The organism is Leifsonia sp. TF02-11 (assembly GCF_017565305.1).
In the GTDB taxonomy this organism is placed as follows: Bacteria; Actinomycetota; Actinomycetes; order Actinomycetales; family Microbacteriaceae; genus Leifsonia.
In genome coordinates this window covers 225,807-245,221 of record NZ_JAGEKP010000003.1, presented here as the reverse complement: position 1 = coordinate 245,221, position 19,415 = coordinate 225,807, and the positions used below count along the sequence as shown (strand labels likewise).

General features: G+C 67.5%; 21 protein-coding genes and 1 tRNA gene. 14 read left to right on the top strand and 8 right to left on the bottom strand.

The annotated features are described in order from the left end of the window. The first annotated feature begins 56 nt into the window (after positions 1 to 56). Positions 57 to 140: transfer RNA gene (locus tag JNB50_RS03305), tRNA-Leu, on the top strand. Between the two features lie 67 nt (positions 141 to 207). On the opposite strand, the gene JNB50_RS03300 is transcribed toward JNB50_RS03305, so the two are convergent. Beyond that, the gene (locus JNB50_RS03300) at positions 208 to 1,476 is read right to left on the bottom strand and encodes an APC family permease (protein ID WP_208038679.1); all 1,269 of its coding nucleotides are present in this window, start codon (positions 1,474 to 1,476) and stop codon (positions 208 to 210) included. 71 nt (positions 1,477 to 1,547) lie between these two features. Between JNB50_RS03300 and JNB50_RS03295 the strand changes: the two genes are divergently transcribed. From JNB50_RS03295 to JNB50_RS03275, 5 genes are read left to right on the top strand one after another with little or no spacing between them, the layout of a single operon-like run. Continuing rightward, positions 1,548 to 1,988, top strand: coding sequence for a MarR family winged helix-turn-helix transcriptional regulator (locus tag JNB50_RS03295; protein WP_208038678.1), 441 nt, complete (start codon positions 1,548 to 1,550; stop codon positions 1,986 to 1,988). Then, complete coding sequence (locus tag JNB50_RS03290) at positions 1,985 to 3,388, top strand: MFS transporter (protein WP_307794583.1); 1,404 nt, start codon at positions 1,985 to 1,987, stop codon at positions 3,386 to 3,388. The genes JNB50_RS03295 and JNB50_RS03290 overlap by 4 nt, the downstream gene beginning before the upstream one ends. Positions 3,389 to 3,419: 31 nt before the next feature. Continuing rightward, positions 3,420 to 3,767: a VOC family protein gene (locus tag JNB50_RS03285; RefSeq protein ID WP_208038677.1), complete on the top strand. Its 348-nt coding sequence runs from the start codon at positions 3,420 to 3,422 to the stop codon at positions 3,765 to 3,767. Next, positions 3,764 to 4,201: a MarR family winged helix-turn-helix transcriptional regulator gene (locus JNB50_RS03280; RefSeq protein WP_208038676.1), complete on the top strand. Its 438-nt coding sequence runs from the start codon at positions 3,764 to 3,766 to the stop codon at positions 4,199 to 4,201. Before JNB50_RS03285 ends, JNB50_RS03280 begins: the two co-directional genes overlap by 4 nt. 9 nt (positions 4,202 to 4,210) lie before the next feature. Beyond that, on the top strand, positions 4,211 to 4,774 hold the full coding sequence (locus tag JNB50_RS03275; protein WP_208038675.1) for a hypothetical protein: 564 nt from the start codon (positions 4,211 to 4,213) through the stop codon (positions 4,772 to 4,774). Here JNB50_RS03275 and JNB50_RS03270 read toward each other — a convergent pair. The 4 genes from JNB50_RS03270 to JNB50_RS03255 form a co-directional block, all read right to left on the bottom strand. Continuing rightward, a complete protein-coding gene (locus JNB50_RS03270) occupies positions 4,755 to 5,318 on the bottom strand; it encodes a dihydrofolate reductase family protein (RefSeq protein ID WP_208038674.1) in 564 nt (187 codons plus the stop codon). The genes JNB50_RS03275 and JNB50_RS03270 overlap by 20 nt on opposite strands. A gap of 53 nt (positions 5,319 to 5,371) precedes the next feature. Beyond that, positions 5,372 to 5,593 (bottom strand): hypothetical protein, encoded by a 222-nt coding sequence (locus tag JNB50_RS03265; RefSeq protein WP_208038673.1) that lies wholly within the window; start codon positions 5,591 to 5,593, stop codon positions 5,372 to 5,374. A gap of 141 nt (positions 5,594 to 5,734) precedes the next feature. Next, entirely contained in the window at positions 5,735 to 6,133 is a 399-nt protein-coding gene (locus JNB50_RS03260; RefSeq protein ID WP_208039153.1) for a MerR family DNA-binding transcriptional regulator, read from the bottom strand. 107 nt (positions 6,134 to 6,240) lie between these two features. Beyond that, positions 6,241 to 7,056 carry a shikimate 5-dehydrogenase gene (locus JNB50_RS03255; RefSeq protein ID WP_208038672.1) on the bottom strand — a complete coding sequence of 272 codons (816 nt, stop codon included), beginning with the start codon at positions 7,054 to 7,056 and terminating at the stop codon, positions 6,241 to 6,243. A gap of 125 nt (positions 7,057 to 7,181) precedes the next feature. On the opposite strand from JNB50_RS03255, the gene JNB50_RS03250 reads away from it, so the two are divergent. From JNB50_RS03250 to JNB50_RS03220, 7 genes are all read left to right on the top strand, one after another. Next, positions 7,182 to 8,372: an ROK family transcriptional regulator gene (locus JNB50_RS03250; protein ID WP_208038671.1), complete on the top strand. Its 1,191-nt coding sequence runs from the start codon at positions 7,182 to 7,184 to the stop codon at positions 8,370 to 8,372. Between the two features lie 190 nt (positions 8,373 to 8,562). Beyond that, entirely contained in the window at positions 8,563 to 10,113 is a 1,551-nt protein-coding gene (mmsA, locus tag JNB50_RS03245) for a multiple monosaccharide ABC transporter ATP-binding protein (protein ID WP_208038670.1), read from the top strand. Continuing rightward, positions 10,110 to 11,492, top strand: a complete 1,383-nt coding sequence (gene mmsB / locus JNB50_RS03240; RefSeq protein WP_208038669.1) for a multiple monosaccharide ABC transporter permease — start codon at positions 10,110 to 10,112, stop codon at positions 11,490 to 11,492. Before mmsA (JNB50_RS03245) ends, mmsB (JNB50_RS03240) begins: the two co-directional genes overlap by 4 nt. A 49-nt stretch (positions 11,493 to 11,541) precedes the next feature. Then, positions 11,542 to 12,633 carry a sugar-binding protein gene (locus JNB50_RS03235; protein WP_208038668.1) on the top strand — a complete coding sequence of 364 codons (1,092 nt, stop codon included), beginning with the start codon at positions 11,542 to 11,544 and terminating at the stop codon, positions 12,631 to 12,633. A 223-nt stretch (positions 12,634 to 12,856) separates the two neighbouring features. Continuing rightward, positions 12,857 to 14,419, top strand: a complete 1,563-nt coding sequence (mmsA, locus tag JNB50_RS03230; protein ID WP_208038667.1) for a multiple monosaccharide ABC transporter ATP-binding protein — start codon at positions 12,857 to 12,859, stop codon at positions 14,417 to 14,419. Beyond that, positions 14,419 to 15,768, top strand: a complete 1,350-nt coding sequence (mmsB, locus tag JNB50_RS03225) for a multiple monosaccharide ABC transporter permease (protein WP_208038666.1) — start codon at positions 14,419 to 14,421, stop codon at positions 15,766 to 15,768. The genes mmsA (JNB50_RS03230) and mmsB (JNB50_RS03225) overlap by 1 nt, the downstream gene beginning before the upstream one ends. Before the next feature lie 53 nt (positions 15,769 to 15,821). Next, on the top strand, positions 15,822 to 16,913 hold the full coding sequence (locus JNB50_RS03220) for a sugar-binding protein (RefSeq protein WP_208038665.1): 1,092 nt from the start codon (positions 15,822 to 15,824) through the stop codon (positions 16,911 to 16,913). Between the two features lie 180 nt (positions 16,914 to 17,093). Here the strand turns inward: JNB50_RS03220 and JNB50_RS03215 are convergent, their stop codons facing one another. Beyond that, positions 17,094 to 17,744 (bottom strand): GntR family transcriptional regulator, encoded by a 651-nt coding sequence (locus tag JNB50_RS03215; RefSeq protein ID WP_208038664.1) that lies wholly within the window; start codon positions 17,742 to 17,744, stop codon positions 17,094 to 17,096. Between the two features lie 118 nt (positions 17,745 to 17,862). Here JNB50_RS03215 and JNB50_RS03210 point away from each other — a divergent pair, with 118 nt between their 5' ends. Then, positions 17,863 to 18,531: a GntR family transcriptional regulator gene (locus JNB50_RS03210; RefSeq protein ID WP_208038663.1), complete on the top strand. Its 669-nt coding sequence runs from the start codon at positions 17,863 to 17,865 to the stop codon at positions 18,529 to 18,531. Here JNB50_RS03210 and JNB50_RS25410 read toward each other — a convergent pair. Continuing rightward, the gene (locus JNB50_RS25410) at positions 18,503 to 19,012 is read right to left on the bottom strand and encodes a DUF6328 family protein (RefSeq protein ID WP_208038662.1); all 510 of its coding nucleotides are present in this window, start codon (positions 19,010 to 19,012) and stop codon (positions 18,503 to 18,505) included. The two genes, JNB50_RS03210 and JNB50_RS25410, sit on opposite strands and share 29 nt — an antisense overlap. Next, entirely contained in the window at positions 19,009 to 19,413 is a 405-nt protein-coding gene (locus JNB50_RS25710; RefSeq protein ID WP_208038661.1) for a hypothetical protein, read from the bottom strand. Before JNB50_RS25710 ends, JNB50_RS25410 begins: the two co-directional genes overlap by 4 nt. Between the last annotated feature and the right edge of the window lie 2 nt (positions 19,414 to 19,415).

Sequence of the window (19,415 nt, the reverse complement as noted above, 5' to 3'; positions counted from 1 at the left end):
GGCGCCGCCGGCCGATTCGTCGGCGGCCACGCGCTCGTGTTACTCTTCCTTGGTTCGCGCGAGTGGCGGAATTGGCAGACGCGCTGGCTTCAGGTGCCAGTGCCCGCAAGGGCGTGGGGGTTCAAGTCCCCCCTCGCGCACGGACGAGTAGGGCCGGATCGAGTTTCGATCCGGCCCTTCTTCTTTGCGGTCCCGGCCACGCCTGTCTCACCGCCCCACCCGCAACCGGATCACCCGGTACCCGACCCCCACCGCCAGTACCACGATCCCCGCAACGATCGCCCCCACCGGCAACGCGACTACGAGTACCAGGCACCCGATCGCGCCGGCGACAGCCAGCGCGCGTGGATACCGTCGGTTCGCGCGGTCCTGGGTCCAGGCCGAGAGGTTCGCGACGAAGTAGTAGAGGAGGACGCCGAAGGAGGAGAAGCCGATCGCTCCGCGCAAGTCGGTCACCGCGATGAGCACGCAGACGAGCAGCCCGAGCGTGAGTTCCGCGCGGTACGGCACGTGGAAGCGCGGGTGCACGGCGGCGAACCACGAGGGGAGGTCGCGGTTGCGCGCCATCGCGAGGCTTGTCCTGCCGATTCCCGCGATCATCGCCAGCAGGGCGCCGAGTGCGGCGGCGGCGGCGCCGACCCTGACGACCACCCCCGGCCACTCGGCTCCTGTGGTGGCGGCGACGTCGGTGAGCGGAGCCGTCGCCGACGCCAGGCCGGCGGCTCCGAGCGCGTGGAGGGCCGAGACGGCGACCAGGGCGTAGACCACCAGTGTGACAGTGAGTGCGATGGTGATGGCGCGGGGGATCGTGCGGGCCGGGTCGATGACCTCCTCGCCCATGGTCGCGACGCGCGCATAGCCGGCGAAGGCGAAGAAGAGGAAGGCCGCCGCCTGGAGGACGCCGTAGACGGTCACCGCCGTGCCCGGCTCCGTGGCGCTCGCCGAGGTGTGCGTGAAGCCGATGACGATGGCGACCGTCAGGGCGATCAGCGAGATAGCGACGAGGATGCGCGTGAGGAGTGCTGTGCGGGTGATGCCGAGCGTGTTCACGATGGTGAGGACGACGACGGCGAGGATGGCCACCGGCTTCAGCCAGGCGGCGGGCACCGCGTAGGTTGCGAAGGTGATGGCCATGGCCGCCGAGCTGGCGGTCTTGCCGACGACGAAGGACCAGCCGGCGAGGAAGCCCGGCCATTCGCCGAGGCGCTCCCTCCCGTAGACGTAGGTGCCGCCGGAGGTCGGGTACTGCGCGGCGAGCTGCGCGGAGGAGGTCGCGTTGCAGAAGGCGATGAACCCGGCGATGACGAGACCGATCAGGAGGCCGACCCCTGCGGCCGCCGCGGCGGGCGCGAACGACGCGAAGATCCCGGCGCCGATCATGGAGCCGAGGCCGATGACGACGGCGTCGCCGAGGTTCAGTCGTCGCGCGAGCGCACCTCGAGACGGTGCGGGGGAGCCGGTCACGCGCGCAAGCATAGCGACGGAGGGTGACGCGATTTTAAACAGTTTTAACTGCGCAGTCCAGACTTAACAGTTAGACTGTCGATATGACCGATCCGTCGTCGTCCTCCGTTCGTGCCGCTCTCGACCTCCGGGTCGCGTACGCGCGTCTCCGCCGTCGCCTGAGGGAGGTCGCGAGCGACTCGGCCGGGCTCAGTGCGCAGCAGTCGTCCGCCCTGGCGCGCATCGGCAAGGGGGAGGGCAACACGGCGTCGCGCCTCGCCGAGCTGGAAGGGGTGCGCCCGCAGTCGATGGCCACGACCATCGCCTCCCTCGAGGAACTCGGCCTCGTCACACGGACACCCGACCCGACCGACGGCAGGCGACAGCTCGTGGCCCTCACCGAGGCGGGCCGCAGCGCGGAGAGCGGCAACCTCGATGCCCGCAGGGAGTGGCTCGCGCACGCGATGGAGGAGCGCCTGACCGAGGACGAACGACAGACGATCCTCGCCGCGACCGCGTTGATCGAGAAGCTGGTGCGGCCGTGATCGATCTGGTCACCGCCAAGCCGGGGCCGGCCGACCGGTTCGACCGTCGGCTGCTGGCGCCCATGATGATCGGCGCGGTGCTCAACCCGGTCAACTCGTCGATCATCGCCGTCGCCCTCGTGCCGATCGCGACGGCGCTCGGAGCGCCGGCGTCCGAGACGGCCTGGCTCGTGTCCTCCCTCTACCTCGCGACCTCCATCGGCCAGCCGCTCGTCGGTCGGCTGGTCGACATGTTCGGGCCGCGCCGGCTGTCCATCGCCGGCGCCATCCTCACCGGGCTGGCGGGCGTGATCGGCGTCTTCGCCCCGAACATCGCTGTGCTCGTGATCGCGCGTGTGATCCTCGGCTTCGGCACCTGCGCCGGCTACCCCGCGGCGATGTATCTGATCCGGAGCGAGGCGACCCGCACCGGGATGCGCAGCCCGGCCGGCGTGCTGACGGCGCTCTCCGTGACGACGCAGACGATCGCGGTGATCGGGCCGACCCTCGGCGGCCTCCTGATCCAGGTCGGCGGGTGGAGGGCGACCTTCGCCGTCAACATCCCGCTCGCGCTCGCATCGCTCGTACTCACCCTGCTCTTCCTGCCCCGCCACACCGCTCTCGACGCCACCCGTCCGGCGCGGCGGCGTCTCGACCTCGTCGGCATCGCACTGTTCGCCGCGACGTTGGTGTGCCTGCTACTCTTCCTCATGAACGTCCAGCTCGCGCAGCTGTGGCTGCTCGGGTTGGCGGTGGTCTTCGGTGCGGGCTTCGCGCTGTGGGAACTGCGCCGCGACGACCCCTTCATCGACGTGCGGGTGTTCGCCGGCAACGTTCCCCTCCTCGTGACGTATGCCCGAGCAGTCCTCGCCGCGACCGTCAGCTACTGCTACCTCTACGGCTTCACACAGTGGCTGGAGGGCGGACGGGGGCTCTCGCCGGCCCTCGCCGGCCTCGTCCTGCTCCCGACGTTCGGTGTCGGCATCGTCGTGGCCTGGGTCTTCGGGCGTCGCCCCGAGATCCGCTGGAAGCTCATCGTCGGTGCGCTCGGGCAGGTCGTGATGGCGGTGCTGCTGCTCTTCGTCGGCCCCGAGGCCGCGCTCTGGGCACTCCTCCTGATCGCGGTCGTGGTCGGTGTTCCGCAGGGCATCGTCAACCTGGCGATCCAGAACACGCTCTACCACCAGGCCGACCCGACGAGGATGGGCGCCACCTCGGGGCTCCTGCGCACGTTCATGTATCTGGGGGCGATGCTCGCCTCCGCGGCGACCGGCGCCTTCTTCCACACGACCGCGAACACGGCCGGGCTCCACGAGCTGGCCTGGTTCATGCTGGGCGCGGCCGTGGTCTTCCTCGTGATCACGCTCCTCGACCGCTCGCTCCGGCGCGTGGATCGGCTTGCGACCGGACACGAGGATTGACAGGAACCTGTCAATACCTGACCATGGGGTCATGACCGCGACCATCCAGCGCCTCATCGTCTCCTCCTCCCGCATCCCGGACGCTCTCGCCCTCTATCGCGACGCCCTCGGCCTGCGTCTCGACCGTGAGGCGGAGGGGCTCGCGTGGCTCACGAGCGCCGACGGCGTCGAGCTGATGCTCCACGAACGGGAGGCCCAGCCCTCCGACACCGCGGTGGCGATCGGCTTCGCCGTCGACCGGCTGGACGCCGTCGTCGACGCCTGGGCCCGCGCGGGAGGTTCCGTGGTCGACGCACCGCAGGCACAGCCGTGGGGCGAGCGGATGGCCGTCGTCCGCGACGGCGACGGTCACATCGTCTGCCTCAGCGAGCGCGCGTGAGTGCCGGCGACCGGCTCACCGAGCTGGTGGACGAGGTCTTCCGCCTCGCCGACGCCTTCACGCGCGCGGGCGACGCCATCGTGAAGGAAGACGGCTTGACGTCCTCCCGCTGGCTCACGCTCGGCGCGGTGGCGCACGGTCCCCTGAGCGTTGCGGCGATCGCTCGTCGCCGGGGGATGCGCAGACAGTCGGCGGCAGAGGCCGTGGCACAGCTGGAGGCCTCCGGCCTGGTGGTCCGCCGGCCGGATCCCGCCGACGCGCGCGCTCCGCTGGTCGCGCTCACCGAGCGGGGCAGGGAGGTCCTCGACGGGATCCGCCCGCGCCGCAGAGCCTGGGCCGAGCAGACCGCGGCCGTCGCGGACGCGCGCGAGCTGGAGGCCGCCGTCCTGCTCGCGCGCCGCCTCCGCGAGCGCCTGGACAGCCCTGCGCCGTAGAATCTTCGCGTGTCCGAGGACGTCCCGGTGCTGAGCGAATCGCTCGTCGACGTGTTCGCGAGCGGGAGCTGGATCTTCCTGCCCGCCGCTCCCGCACGGGGACTCGCGACCGAGCTCGAGGCCGAGATCCTCGACGAGCAGTTCTCGTGGTGCGAGAACCCGCACCTCGGCGAAGGTGCCGGGCTGTTGGTCCTCACCGCCTCGATGAACGGCTGGATGTTGCTGCACGGCGCGAGCGAGACGGTGGGCTGGGCATCCGGACTGCTCAGCGAGCAGCGCGACGTCTACCGTGCGACGATCGACGTGCGGCTTCCGGCGATGAGCTGGGCCTTCCTCGAACGCGGTGCTCCGACCCGGTCCGTCTCCGTCGAGCTGGGCGACGACGGCGACCTGATCGCGCGAACGTCCGGTCATCCGCTGCCGTTCGAATCCGACGGCATCGACCTCCCCGACACCGGAACCGGTCTCGACCCGTTCTTCTACCCGGTCGCGCTCCTCGCCGAACACGGCGTCACGCTGCGCGACTTGGAGGTTGCGCTCGACCGGCCGAGCGTCACGCTTCGGGTGCGATGACGCGGTAGTGCACCATCACCACGCCGGACGCGAACGTGTACTCCTCGCGCAGTTCCAGCCGCAGCATCAAGTCGGTCGGCAGGGCGGGCGTACCACCTCCGACCGAGACCGGGACGAGAAGCAGCGTGACCTCGTCGACCAGCCCGGCGCGGAACGCCTCCGCTGCCAGAGTCGGGCCGCCGATCGAGACATCCCCCGGCGCGGAGTCGACCAGAACACGCACGGCCGCGGGGTCGAAGGCGGACTCGACACGCGTGCGCGGCGTGGTCACACCGGTGAGCGTCGACGAATACACGACTTTTTCGGCGGCACGCCAGATGTCCGCGTACTCGCGCATCACCGCGGGCTCGTCGCCGGCGCCGATGTCCTGCCAGACGCGCATCGTCTCGAACATCCGGCGGCCGTAGAGATAGGTGGAGACACCGCGTTCGCGGGCGTTGACAGTGGAGTGGACTTCCTCGTCAGGCGCTGCCCAGTCGAAGGAGCCGGTGGTGTCGGCGGTGTAACCGTCGAGCGAGGCGATCGCGGAGAACACGAGAGACATGTCGCGACTCTAAGCCTCGGCGCGTCGCGGGAACAGGGGTGGAGCGGCTCCGACTAGTGAGGAAGGAGCGCAGCCAGCGCACGCAGCTCGTCGCCGAAGATCAGCGGCACGACGATGTCGAACATGAAGCCGATCATGATGGCGAGGACTGCGGCGCCGGCCGCGAGGACAACCAGTGTCGCGAACAGCCTGAGGTAGGCGTTCTCCGCCACCGACGCGAGCGCCCCCCGCGCTCGTGCCAGTTCCCCGTGGTGGCGGTGCTCCAGCGTGGTCATCTCGTTCCCCTCTGTGGCCTTCCCCTCGGCCACGACATCCAGTCAAGCCGGGATGCGGAGCCGGGACATCGGCCGGTGGGCGGGACGTGGTCATCCCCTGGGATGACACCGTCGCCGGGCGAGGGGGGACCTCGGGGGGACTCAGTGTGCGAGGAGCGAGTCGATCACCGTGCACCCCGTGCCCTGGTCGGGCGACGGCGGCACCGCGTCGGTCGCCGACGCGAGTCGGCGGGAGAGCTGCTCGCGGCGCGCTTCGAGTGCGGCGATCGCGGCATCCAGCTCGGCGATGCCGTCGGAGTACGCGAGCACGGAGGCGGGGCATTCGTCACTGCGGGCATGGCCGGATCCGAGACACGCGATGAAGGGTGCTGCTTTGCTCGGCGGGATGCCGACGGCGGCGAGTTCGCGGATCTCCCGCGCGGCACGCAGCTGGCCGTCGTCGTAGTCCCGGTATCCGTTGGCCAGGCGATGTGGTGCGAGCAGTCCGAGGCGCTCGTAGTAGCGCACGGCCTTCACCGTCACGCCGGCCCGATCGGCCAGCTCGTGATCTGCATCGGATGAACCTCCACAGCGGCACGATCATGCTGCTCCGCCGCCAGCGTAGACCCTGACCCGGAGGGCAGGGTCAAGGAATCGGCTCGACCTGCCTACTCCGCTCGAGAGAACGCGGACGCCCTGGCGACCTGCTCCGGAGTGAGTGCGACGCCGGTGTAGCGCTCGAACTGGCGCGCAGCCTGGAGCGCGACGACCTCGGCGCCCGTGATGAGCCGCTTGCCCGCCGCCCGCCCGGCCGCGATCAGCGGCGTCTCCGCCGGGAAGGCCACCACATCGAAGACCACGGACGCGCGCTGCACGAAAGTCTCGTCGAATGCGAGGGCGTCCTCCTCGGCGCCGCGCATGCCGAGCGGCGTCACGTTCACGATCACGTCGAAATCGGGCTCGGGATCGTGTGCGGCCCACGAGTAGCCGTACTTGTCCGCCAGGGCCGTGCCGGCCCGTTCGTTGCGGGCGAGCACCGTCAGGTCGTCGAAACCCGCCCCGCGGAAGGCGGCGACGACGGCCTTCGCCATGCCGCCGGATCCGCGGACGATCACGCGCGATGCCGGGTCGACCGCGTGTTCGTCGAGGAGCTGGGCCACGGCTTCGTAATCGGTGTTGGAGGCCGTGAGCAGACCATCCTCGTTCACCACGGTGTTGACCGACTCGATCGCCAGCGCCGACGGCTCGAGGTTGTCGACCAGCGGGATGATCGCTTCCTTGAACGGCATCGACACCGAGCACCCACGAAGGCCGAGCGCCCGGATGCCGCGCACCGCGCCCTCCAGGTCATCCGTCGTGAACGCCTTGTAGATGAAGTTCAGCCCGAGTTCGTCGTAGAGGAAGTTGTGGAATCGCGTCCCGAGGTTGCTGGGTCGGCCGGAGAGGGAGATGCAGACCTGCATGTCCTTGTTCAGGATGGGCATGCGTCCATTGTGACAGCGGGCGAAGACGCTGAGCGGCGTGGCCCTGAACGCACTCGAAGGAACGCGGGCCGAACCGTTACGTTCACAACTTGACTACAACTCAGCGATCATTCACGCTTATCGCTATGACCGCCACCTCGGGTCTTCCCCTACGTGGCGCACGCAATCCCGGGTCTCAGGGCGCGCTCAGGCACTTGAATCAGGAGCGGCTCGTCGAGTTCCTGCTCGCCAACGGCCCGTCGACCCAGGCAGAGCTGGCGCGCGGGACGGGGCTGTCCACCGCCACCGTGTCCAACATCGTGCGAGACATGGCGGTGAAGGGCGTCGTCGCGACCTCGCCGGTGACCTCCAGCGGCAGGCGCGCACTCCTGGTCCAGTTGACGGACACCGGGGACATCGCCGTCGGTGTGGACTTCGGGCGGCGGCACGTGCGGATCGTGCTCTGCACCCTCGGCTACGAAGTGATCGCCGAGGAGGAGGTGCCGTTGCCGCTGGGCTACGACGTCTCGGCGGCGGTCAGGGAGGCCGCCGAACTTCTCGATCGCATGCTCCTCGCGGGAGGCCACGATCGGCAGTCGGTCCTCTCGGTCGGGGTCGGCATACCCGGTCCCATCGACCGGCGCACCGGCACGGTGCTGCAGGGCGCCATCCTCCCGGAGTGGGTCGGTGTGCGGCTCCGTGACCTCGAGGACGTGTTCCGGTTCCCGGTCGTCGTCGACAACGATGCGAACCTCGGCGCGCTCGCAGAGGTGACTTGGGGTGCGAATCGCGGGGTCCGCAACCTGATCTTCGTCAAGATCGGCACGGGCATCGGCGCCGGGCTGATCCTCAACGGTCAGCCGTATTACGGCTTCCTCGGAATCACCGGAGAACTCGGGCACACCCCCGTCACCGACCAGGGAGTGATCTGCCGCTGCGGCAACCGGGGCTGCCTGGAGACGATCGCGTCGACCACCGTGATGATCGAGACGCTCGGGCACCGGGTGAACGCGCCGGTGAGCACAGCGGACATCCTGCAGCGCGGCCGGGACCGCGACCCCGCTGTCCTTCGCGTGGTGAGCGATGCCGGCATCGCGATCGGCCAGGCGATCGGCAACATCGCCAACGTCATCAACCCCGAACTGGTGCTGATCGGCGGACCGCTGGTCGGGCTCGGCGACGCGCTCCTGGATCCGATCAGGCGCGGGATCCAGCACAACGCCATCCCCGTCATCGCCGACACGACGGCTGTGCGCATCTCGTCGCTCGGCGACCGCGCGGAATCGCTCGGTGCGGCGGCCCTGGTCATCCAGGGCGCGCTCGCCGGCAACGAGTAGAGCCCTACTCCGGGCGGTCTCGCCCGAAACATCAGCCGACACCACCCGCCGCCCAGTTGGCAGACGGTCGTCGATGCTCGTTCGATCGATATGTAAGCATCGATATTTGGCGGTAACATTGACATCGCGTCGCCCGCACGGCGCGATCACGCACACCCGCATCCGGCCCGACCACGATCAAGGAGCGACGATGCCGTCGAACGCAGTCATCCTGCAGATGCGCGCCATCACCAAGGAGTTCCCCGGGGTGAAGGCGCTCGAGGACGTCGCCCTCACCGTCCGCACGAACGAGATCCACGCGATCTGCGGAGAGAACGGTGCGGGCAAGTCGACTCTGATGAAGGTCCTGTCCGGGGTCTACCCCTTCGGCTCGTACTCGGGCGACATCGTCTACCAGGGGGAGGTCATGCGCTTCAAAGACATCAAGTCGTCCGAGCAGCGCGGCATCGTCATCATCCACCAAGAACTGGCGTTGATCCCCGAGCTCTCGATCACCGAGAACATCTTCCTCGGCAACGAGCCGGGCCGCGGCGGCGTGATCGACTGGAACGCGGCGAAGAGGCGCGCGACGGAACTCCTCGCCCGTGTGGGGCTCGCCGACGACCCGGCCACGCAGATCAAGAACATCGGGGTGAGCAAGCAGCAGTTGGTGGAGATCGCGAAGGCTCTGAACAAGGACGTCAAGCTGCTGATCCTCGACGAGCCGACCGCTGCGCTGAACGAGGCGGAGTCCGAGCATCTGCTCGACTTGATCGTCGGGCTGAAGCACAAGGGCGTCAGCTCGATCATCATCAGCCACAAGCTCAACGAGATCGAACGCGTGGCCGACGAGATCACGATCATCCGAGACGGCCGCTCCATCGAGACGCTCAACGTCGAGGGCGACGGCGTCGACGAGGATCGCATCATCCGCGGAATGGTCGGCCGCACGCTCGAGAGCCGGTTCCCGGAATACACCCCGAACATCGGCGAGGTCTTCTTCGAGGTGCGCGACTGGGTCGTCCAGCATCCGCAGGTCCCTGACCGGCTCGTGGTCAAGAACTCGAGCTTCACCGTGCGACGGGGTGAGATCGTCGGGTTCGCCGGGCTGATGGGCGCCGGGCGCACCGAGCTCGCGATGAGCGTGTTCGGCCGGTCCTACGGCACCTTCATCTCCGGAGAACTGTACAAAGACGGACGCCGGATCCGGGTGCGCACCGTCTCCGAGGCGATCGACAACGGTCTCGCGTACGTCTCGGAGGACCGGAAGGTGCTGGGGCTCAACCTCCTCGACGACATCAAGCAGTCGATCGTCGCGGCGAAGCTGAAGAAGATCGCCGCTCGCGGCGTCGTCGATGACCGCGCAGAGTACGCGGTCGCCGAGGAGTATCGCACGAGCCTGCGGATCAAGAGCCCTGACGTGGACCGCGGCGTCAGCACGCTCTCGGGCGGCAACCAGCAGAAGGTCGTGCTGGCCAAGTGGATGTTCACCGACCCCGACATCCTCATCCTCGACGAGCCCACGCGCGGCATCGACGTCGGCGCCAAGTACGAGATCTACGGCATCATCCAGCAGCTGGCGGCCCAGGGGAAGGGTGTCATCGTCATCTCCTCCGAACTGCCGGAGCTGTTGGGGATCTCCGATCGCATCTACACGATCTTCGAGGGCCAGATCACCAACGAGTTCCCCATCGCGGAGGCCAGCCCCGAGCTGCTCCTGAAAAGCATGACATCCGCCGAGAAGAAGGCAGCGATCCGATGACGACACAGACCCCCGGGACGACACAGACCCCCCGGACGACACAAAAGCCCGCCACCAAGCGTTCCGGCGGGATCCGCGATCTCGGAATGATGTTCGGCGGAGGCCAGTCGAAGGGACGGCAGTTCGGCATCCTCGGCGCCCTCGTCGTCATCGTCCTGCTTTTCCAGGTCCTCACCGGAGGCAAGACGCTCGACCCGGTCAACCTGATCAACCTGGTCAACCAGAACGCCTACGTGCTGATCCTGGCCATCGGCATGGTGATGGTGATCATCGCCGGCCACATCGACCTCTCGGTCGGATCGGTCGCCGCCGTCGTGGGCATCATCGTCGCCACCTCGATGACCGAATGGCAGCTGCCCTGGCCCATGGCCATCCTGTTGGGTCTGCTCGTCGGTATCGTGATCGGTGCCTGGCAGGGATGGTGGGTCGCGTATGTCGGCGTCCCCGCGTTCATCGTCACCCTCGCCGGCATGCTGATCTTCCGTGGCCTCAACCAGCTGATCGGAAACGCCAACACCATCCCGGTCCCCGAGGAGTTCACCTTCATCGGCGGCGGCTTCCTGCCGGAATGGGGACCGGACACGGGCTACAACAACTCGACCCTGCTGCTCGGGTTGGTGGTCGCGGTCGCGATCGCTCTGCTCGAGGTCCGCGCGCGTCGCAACCAGACCGCGACGGGTGCAGAGAAGGCGCCGCTGTGGGTGAGCGTCTTCAAGGTCATCATGTTCGGCGCCGTGGTCATCTACGCCACGCTGCTGTTCGGCGGCGGTCGCGTCGGCACGTCGTTCCCGGTCTCCGGCATCATCCTCGGCGTCCTGATCATCCTGTATTCGTTCGTGACCCGCAGCACCATCTTCGGCCGGCATGTCTACGCGGTCGGCGGCAATGCGCACGCCGCCGAGCTCTCCGGCGTGAAGATCAAGCGCGTCAACTTCTTCGTGATGATGAACATGTCGGTGCTCGCCGCCCTGGCCGGCATGATCGCTGTCGCCCGCTCGGTCTCCTCGGGCCCGCAGGACGGCATCGGCTGGGAGCTGGACGCGATCGCCGCGGTGTTCATCGGTGGCGCAGCGGTTTCGGGCGGAATCGGCACGGTCGCCGGTTCCATCGTCGGAGGTCTGGTCATCGCGGTGCTCAACAACGGTCTGCAGTTGCTCGGTGTGACCAGCGACAAGGTCCAGATCATCAAGGGCCTCGTTCTGCTGATCGCGGTGGGGATCGATGTCTACTCGCACCGTCGTGGCGGCCCCTCGTTGATCGGGCGCCTGTTCGGCGGAGGCGGCCGGACCGCCGCGGCCGACTCCGCTGCGGCCGAGCAGCCGGCGGTCGTCCCCAGCTCGGAGCCCGCAGAGGACTCCTCCCGGTCGTTGACCACCTGATTCCTGCGCCGTCCACGACGACGCACCGCACACCAGAAGGAACTACAGAATGCGCAAACTCGCACTCATGACGGTCGCCATCGCCGCTGCCGCGACCCTCGCCCTGTCGGGCTGCTCCACCCGAACCGGCGCTTCGACGACGGCGGAGGCAGGCTTCGCCAAGGACGCGACGATCGGCGTCGCCCTCCCGAGCAAGACGTCCGAGAACTTCGTCCTCGCGGGCGGCCTCTTCACGGACGGACTCAAGAAGGCCGGATTCACGGGAGACGTGCAATACGCCGGCGGCACCAGCCTGGTCGCGGATCAGCAGTCGCAGATCCAGTCGATGATCACCAAGGGGGCGAAGGTCATCATCATCGGCTCGGTCGACGGAGGACAGCTGACCGCGCAGACCAAAGCCGCGCACGACGCGGGCGCGGTCGTGATCGCCTACGACCGCCTCATCATCAACTCGAAGTACGTCGACTACTACGTCGCGTACGACAACGAGAAGGTCGGGGAGCTGCAGGGCCAGTCCCTGCTCGATGGGCTGGCCAAGCGGTTTCCCGGCGTGAAGCCGTGGAACATCGAGCTGTTCTCCGGGTCCCCCGACGACGCGAACTCCAAGGTCTTCTGGCGGGGCGCCATGAAGATCCTGCAGCCGAAGATCGACGACGGCACTCTTCGCGTCGTCTCCGGTCAGACCGACATCAAGGCCACCGCGACGCAGGGCTGGTCGGGCCAGAACGCGCAGAACCGAATGGACACGCTGCTCGCGGCCAACTACAGCTCCACCGAGCTCCACGGCGTGCTGTCTCCGAACGACACCCTCGCCCGGGGAATCATCACCTCGGTGCGCAGCACGGGCAAGCCGATCCCCGTCGTCACCGGCCAGGATTCCGAAGCCCAATCGGTCAAGTCGATCATGGCGGGCGAGCAGTTCTCGACCATCAACAAGGACACCCGAAAGCTGGTAGACCAGGCGATCGCGATGGTGAAGGACCTCCAGCAGGGCAAGAAGCCCGAGATCAACGACGACACGTCGTACGACAACGGAGCCCGGATCGTCCCCGCCTATCTGTTGACGCCGCTCATCGTGACCAGGGAGAACGCAGCGGAAGCGTACGCGAACGACCCCCTCCTGGCACCCCTCACCAAGTAGTCGAACCGCTCAGCCGCGAAGGCCGGTCCCGTTGGGGACCGGCCTTCTTCGTGTCCAGTGGGCCACTGCCCGCCCTCGGTGTACCGTGCGGTCTGCCTGACCGTTATCGATCTGTTGTCTTCACTATTTGACGCCAAGACTGAATTTAGCGTTTACTACTTAGGCGCAAGCCGAACCTCGCGCACGCACCAGACCACCCTGTACATCACACCAAGGAGCGACGATGCCGTCGAACGCAGTCATCCTGCAGATGCGCGCCATCACGAAAGAGTTCCCGGGCGTGAAGGCGCTCGAGGACGTCTCCCTCACCGTTCACGCGAACGAGATCCACGCTATCTGCGGGGAGAACGGCGCGGGCAAGTCCACGCTGATGAAGGTCCTGTCGGGCGTGTATCCCTACGGTACCTACAGCGGAGACATCGTCTACCAGGGCGAGGTCATGCGCTTCAAGGACATCAAGTCCTCCGAGCAGCGCGGCATCGTGATCATCCACCAAGAGCTCGCGTTGATCCCCGAGCTCTCGATCACCGAGAACATCTTCCTCGGCAACGAGCCCGGGCGCGGCGGCGTCATCAACTGGGGCGAGGCCAAGCGCCGTGCCGTCGAGTTGCTCGCGCGCGTCGGCCTGAGCGATGACCCGGACACCCAGATCAAGAACATCGGCGTGGGCAAGCAGCAGTTGGTGGAGATCGCCAAGGCTCTGAACAAGGACGTCAAGCTCTTGATCCTCGACGAGCCCACCGCCGCCCTCAACGAGGCGGAGTCGGCTCACCTCCTCGACCTGATCGTCGGGCTGAAGCACAAGGGCGTCAGCTCGATCATCATCAGCCACAAGCTCAACGAGATCGAGAAGGTCTCCGACGAGATCACCATCATCCGCGATGGTCGTGCGATCGAGACGCTCAACGTCAAGGGCGACGGCGTCGACGAGGACCGAATCATCCGCGGGATGGTCGGCCGCACGCTCGAGAGCCGGTTCCCCGAGCGCACGCCCGAGATCGGCGAGGTCTTCTTCGAGGTGCGCGACTGGGTCGTCCAGCACCCGCAGATCGCCGAACGGCTCGTCGTGAAGAACTCGAGCTTCACGGTCCGCCGCGGCGAGATCGTCGGGTTCGCCGGGCTGATGGGCGCCGGGCGCACCGAGCTCGCCATGAGCGTGTTCGGCCGATCCTACGGCACCTTCGTCTCGGGCGAGATCTACAAAGACGGCAAGCAGATCCAGGTCCGCAACGTCTCCGAGGCGATCGACAACGGCCTGGCCTACGTGAGCGAGGACCGGAAGGTGCTCGGGCTGAACCTCCTCGACGACATCAAGCAGTCGATCGTCGCGGCGAAGCTGAAGAAGATCGCCAAGCGCGGGGTCGTGAACGACCAGCAGGAGTACGCGGTCGCGGAGGAGTACCGCAAGAGCCTCCGGATCAAGACTCCCGATGTCGACCGCGGCGTCGCCACGCTGTCCGGCGGCAATCAGCAGAAGGTCGTGCTGGCCAAGTGGATGTTCACCGACCCCGACATCCTCATCCTCGACGAGCCCACGCGCGGCATCGACGTCGGCGCCAAGTACGAGATCTACGGCATCATCCAGGCTCTCGCGGCCCAGGGGAAGGGCGTCATCGTCATCTCCTCGGAGCTGCCGGAGCTCCTCGGCATCTCGGACCGCATCTACACGATCTTCGAGGGCCAGATCACCAACGAGCTTCCCATCAGCGAAGCCACCCCCGAAACGCTCCTCAAGAGCATGACCTCCGCCACGAAGAGCCCCGCCACGAAGGGTAGTTCCCGATAATGACCACTCAGATCGCAGAGAAGAAGAAGTCCGGAGGGATCCGCGACCTCGGCAAGATGTTCGGCGGCGGCCAGTCCACCGGGCGACAGTTCGGCATCCTCGGCGCCCTCGTCGTCATCATCGTGCTGTTCGAGATCCTGACCGGCGGCAAGACGCTCGAGTCGGTGAACCTGATCAACCTGGTCAACCAGAACGTCTACGTTCTGGTGCTGGCGATCGGCATGGTGATGGTGATCATCGCCGGCCACATCGACCTCTCGGTCGGATCGGTGGCGGCCCTGGTCGGCATCATCGTCGCCAAGTCGATGACCGAATGGCACTTCCCGTGGCCCGTCGCCATCGTGCTCGGCCTGCTCGTCGGTGTGGTCATCGGCGCCTGGCAGGGATGGTGGGTCGCATACGTCGGCGTCCCCGCGTTCATCGTCACCCTCGCCGGCATGCTGATCTTCCGCGGCCTCAACCAGCTGATCGGAAACGCCAACACCATCCCGGTCCCCGACGACTTCACGTTCATCGGTGGGGGGTTCCTTCCCGAGTGGGGGCCGGACACCGGATTCAACAACTCCACTCTGCTGCTGGGTCTGATCATCGCCGTCGTCATCGCGCTGCTCGAGGCGCGGACCCGCCGCAACCAGACGAAGATGGGCTCGGACAAGGCGCCGCTGTGGGTGAGCGTCTTCAAGGTCGTCGTGCTCGACGCCGTGGTCATCTACGCGACGTTCCTCTTCGCGGGCGGCCGGGTGGGGACCTCCTTCCCGGTGTCGGGCATCATCCTGGGCGTCCTGGTGATCCTCTACTCGTTCGTCACCCGGAACACGATCTTCGGTCGCCACATCTACGCGGTCGGCGGCAACTCGCACGCGGCCGAGCTCTCCGGCGTGAAGATCAAGCGCGTCAACTTCTACGTGATGATGAACATGTCGGTGCTCGCCGCACTGGCCGGCATGATCGCCGTGGCCCGCTCGGTCTCGTCCGGCCCGCAGGACGGTCTGGGCTGGGAGCTCGACGCGATCGCCGCCGTCTTCATCGGTGGCGCAGCGGTTTCGGGCGGAATCGGCACGGTCGCCGGTTCCATCGTCGGAGGTCTGGTCATCGCGGTGCTCAACAACGGTCTGCAGTTGCTCGGTGTGACCAGCGACAAGGTCCAGATCATCAAGGGCCTCGTTCTGCTGATCGCGGTGGGGATCGACGTCTACTCGCACCGCCGCGGCGGCCCGTCGTTGATCGGGCGTCTCTTCGGCGGCCGTGACCGCACGGAGCGCACCGCGGATGCCGCAGGAGCCGAGCAGCCGGCCGTCGTCCCCACCGCGGACCCGGCCGAGGACTCCTCGCGCTCCCTCACCTCCTGACCAGCACTTCGTCCTGCAAACCTGCACCATCCCAACCACAGAAAGAGAATGCAATGCGCAAATTCGCACTCGCGACAGTGGCTGTCGCAGCTGCCGCCGCGCTGGCCCTGTCGGGCTGCTCGAGCCGTGACGGCTCCAGCGGAAGCTCGACGGCGTCCGGCTTCGCCAAGGACGCGACGATCGGCGTCGCCCTCCCGACCAAGACGTCGGAGAACTGGGTGCTCGCCGGTGGCCTGTTCACCGACGGCCTGAAGGCGGCCGGCTTCAAGGGCGACGTGCAGTACGCCGGTGGCTCCGGTGTCTCGGACCAGCAGTCGCAGATCCAGTCGATGATCACCAACGGCGCCAAGGTCATCATCATCGGCGCCGTCGACGGCGGCCAGCTGACCGCTCAGGCCCAGGCCGCGCACGACGCCGGTGCGACGGTCATCGCGTACGACCGCCTCATCCTCAACTCGAAGAACGTCGACTACTACGTCGCGTACGACAACGAGAAGGTCGGCGAGCTTCAGGGCCAGGCCCTCCTCGACGGCATGAAGGCCAAGTACCCGGGCAAGACCAAGTACAACATCGAGCTGTTCTCCGGCTCGCCCGACGACGCCAACTCGAAGGTCTTCTTCGACGGCGCCATGAAGGTCCTGCAGCCGAAGATCGACGACGGCACGCTGACGGTCGTCTCCAAGCAGACCGAGCTCAAGGCCACCGCGACCCAGGGCTGGCTGCCGTTGAACGCGCAGAACCGCATGGACACCCTCCTCGCGGGCAGCTACGGCTCGACCGAGCTGGACGGCGTCCTGTCGCCGAACGACACCCTCGCGCGCGCCATCATCACCTCGGTGAAGGGCGCCGGCAAGCCGATCCCGGTCGTCACCGGTCAGGACTCGGAGGCCGAGTCGGTCAAGTCCATCATGGCGGGCGAGCAGTACTCGACCATCAACAAGGACACCCGCAACCTGGTCAAGCAGGCCATCGACATGGTCAAGGACCTGCAGCAGGGCAAGAAGCCGGCCACGAACGACGACAAGTCCTACAACAACGGCGTGAAGATCGTTCCGGCCTTCCTGCTGAAGCCGGTCATCGTCACCAAGGAGAACGCGGCGGAGGCGTACGCCAACGACCCGACCCTGGAGCCGCTGACCAAGTAGTCCGCAGCTGAGCACGCGAAGAAGGCCGGTCCCATCGGGACCGGCCTTCTTTCTGTCCCCCCTGGACATTTCCCCGTGCTGGGCATCCCCCTGGCCGAGCGTGTCTCCACGGTAGGACGTGAGGCGAGGGGCTGGCATCCGGGCTGTCACGGATATCGGCGCCCGTGGTGTCACGGAGTGTCAGAGGCCGGAGAGGACGTCTCCGATCCGCGTCACGTAGTCGTTGATGAGCGTGACAGCGGCACGACCGTCACGCTTCGTCGTTGCCTCGCGCAGTTCGCGGGTGAAACGGGCGACCACCAGCGGGTCGAGTCGCCCGTGCAGTTTGCGACCGAGGCGCCGCACCTGGGGGAGGACGTTGCCGAGGGTCCGGATGCGGACGTTGTTGCCCTCGATGCGCGCGAAGGCGACGACCAGGTGCTCGAAGATCGTGATGAAGCGGACCGTGTCGTCGTTGGTCGCCGCCTCGACGAGCTCGGTCTGAATGTCGGCGATGAGATCGTCGTCGTCGTCCTCCCACGACGAGACACCGCGCAGCGCGGCGCCGGCCCAGAGATCGCCGGCGACCTGCACGGACTCGAGGACGCCGACGATGTCGAAGGCGGCGACGCGCGTGAAGCGATTGCGCTCCATCTCGACGAGGCCCTGCTCGGCCAGTCGGTCGAGCGCGTGGCGGATGGGGGTGCGCGAGATCCCGAGCCATTCGACGAGGTCGGAGTCGCGGAGTCGCTCGCCGGGTTCGAGCGTGCCATCCATGATGGCGGCCTCGATTCGGACGTACGCCTCGTCGGACAGCGAGATTCGCGCGACGTGGTCGGTGGGCATCGGCATGGTTTCGGGCTCCTCGGGGAAGGATCGGGGGTGGAACGATCGGTTTGCCGCGATCAGATTCCTCTTGCTAAACTATAAATATACCAGAGCAAACACTGAGTTCACGAAACGAGCCTCTATGACCCTCGAAGAACTCCGCGCGCGGTTCCCCTCGCTCGCGGCAGACAGGCGCCTCCTCCGAAACGACGTCTACGCGATCCTTCTGGCCGGCATCGTCGCCGGCGACCTGGCTCCCGGCGAACGACTCAAGGACGCTGAGCTCACCGAAGCGCTCCGCGTCTCACGGACCCCGGTGCGCGAGGCGATGAGTCGGCTCTCCCAGGTGGGCCTCATCCACACCGCGCCGAATCGATACACGCTGGTCGCGCCGATGGACGACGCCGAGACCGGCAGCGTGATCGGTGTGCTGGGATTGCTGCTTCCCGCGGCGATCCGCCGATCGCTCGACGACCTCGACGTGGACACGGAGCTCGAGCTGACCGTGATCGCGGAACGGCTCGAGCGGGAGTCGGTCTTCTCGCCGATCGACGCTCTCCAGCGCACCACCAGCGCCTTCCTCGACGGCATCCGCGACCGTGTCCTCGCCGAGACGATCGAGACCCTGCTTCCGCGGTTCGTCCGCTACGTCGCGCTCTCCGAGGTCGGCGCAGCTGCCGCCTCGCGCGACCGCGTGCTGGCGCTCACCCGGGCTCTCGCGGCCTCCGACGAGTCGGCGATCGAGGTGATGGAGCAGATTCTGAGCGACCTCGCCGCGACGCTCACGCCGGCGGTCGGCGGAGCCGGCTGAGCACGCGCGCCGGAAAGGCGAGAAGCAGCAGCGCGAGCAGGACGAGGAGTGCGGCCCCGGCGACGAGAGCGGGCACCAGGCCGAGCGTCACGTCGAAGATGAAGGCGACGACTCCCGAAGTGAGCACGGCGACCAGGGCGATCGTGACGCGCAGGAGCCGGTTGGCGATGGCCACCGTCCGCACCTTCTCGTGGTGCCGGAACAGCTGGCGGTGCAGGGCGACCGGTGCGAGGCCGAGGGCGGTGCAGCCCGCCGCGAGCACGACGAGGACGAGATAGAAGGCCACTTGGGGCGGAGCGAGCGAGCCGAAGCGCTGCTGGAAGGCGATGGCGAGCAGAAAGCCGCTGATGAGCTGGGTGCCGGTCTGCGTCACGCGCAACTCTTGGAGGATCTCGCTCCAGTTGCGGTCCGCCCGCTGCTCTTCGGACTCCGGACGACCGTCGGCGGGATCGATGTCGTCGTGACCGGACGTATCGCTCACCGCCCCATGGTCGTCCTCGGTGGCGGGGAACGCAATGCGCGGGCACCCTGTGCCGCGAGCGCCGCACGGTAGAAGCGCACCAGCTCGGCCGCGCTGGGGCGCTGGGCGGCCATCGTGGCCGTGTCGGAACGCCGCTTGGCCATGTGGTGGCGCCAGGACTCCGCCGCGCAGCGGTGATCCCAGGCGACGGCCGCTGCGGCCTCCAACGTGCGGCACCAGCCGATCAGCTCTCTGCCCTCCGATCGCGGGGCCCAGGTGACCACGCGGAACCAGATGTCGGGGCGGTTGGCATCGCCGAAGGCGAAGCGCCGGACGACGGCATACGGCGTGCCGAGGGCACCCTGGCTGAGCAGCCACTCCGTGGGCTGCGCGTTCGCCACGGGGTGCCAGGGTGCGCTCACGT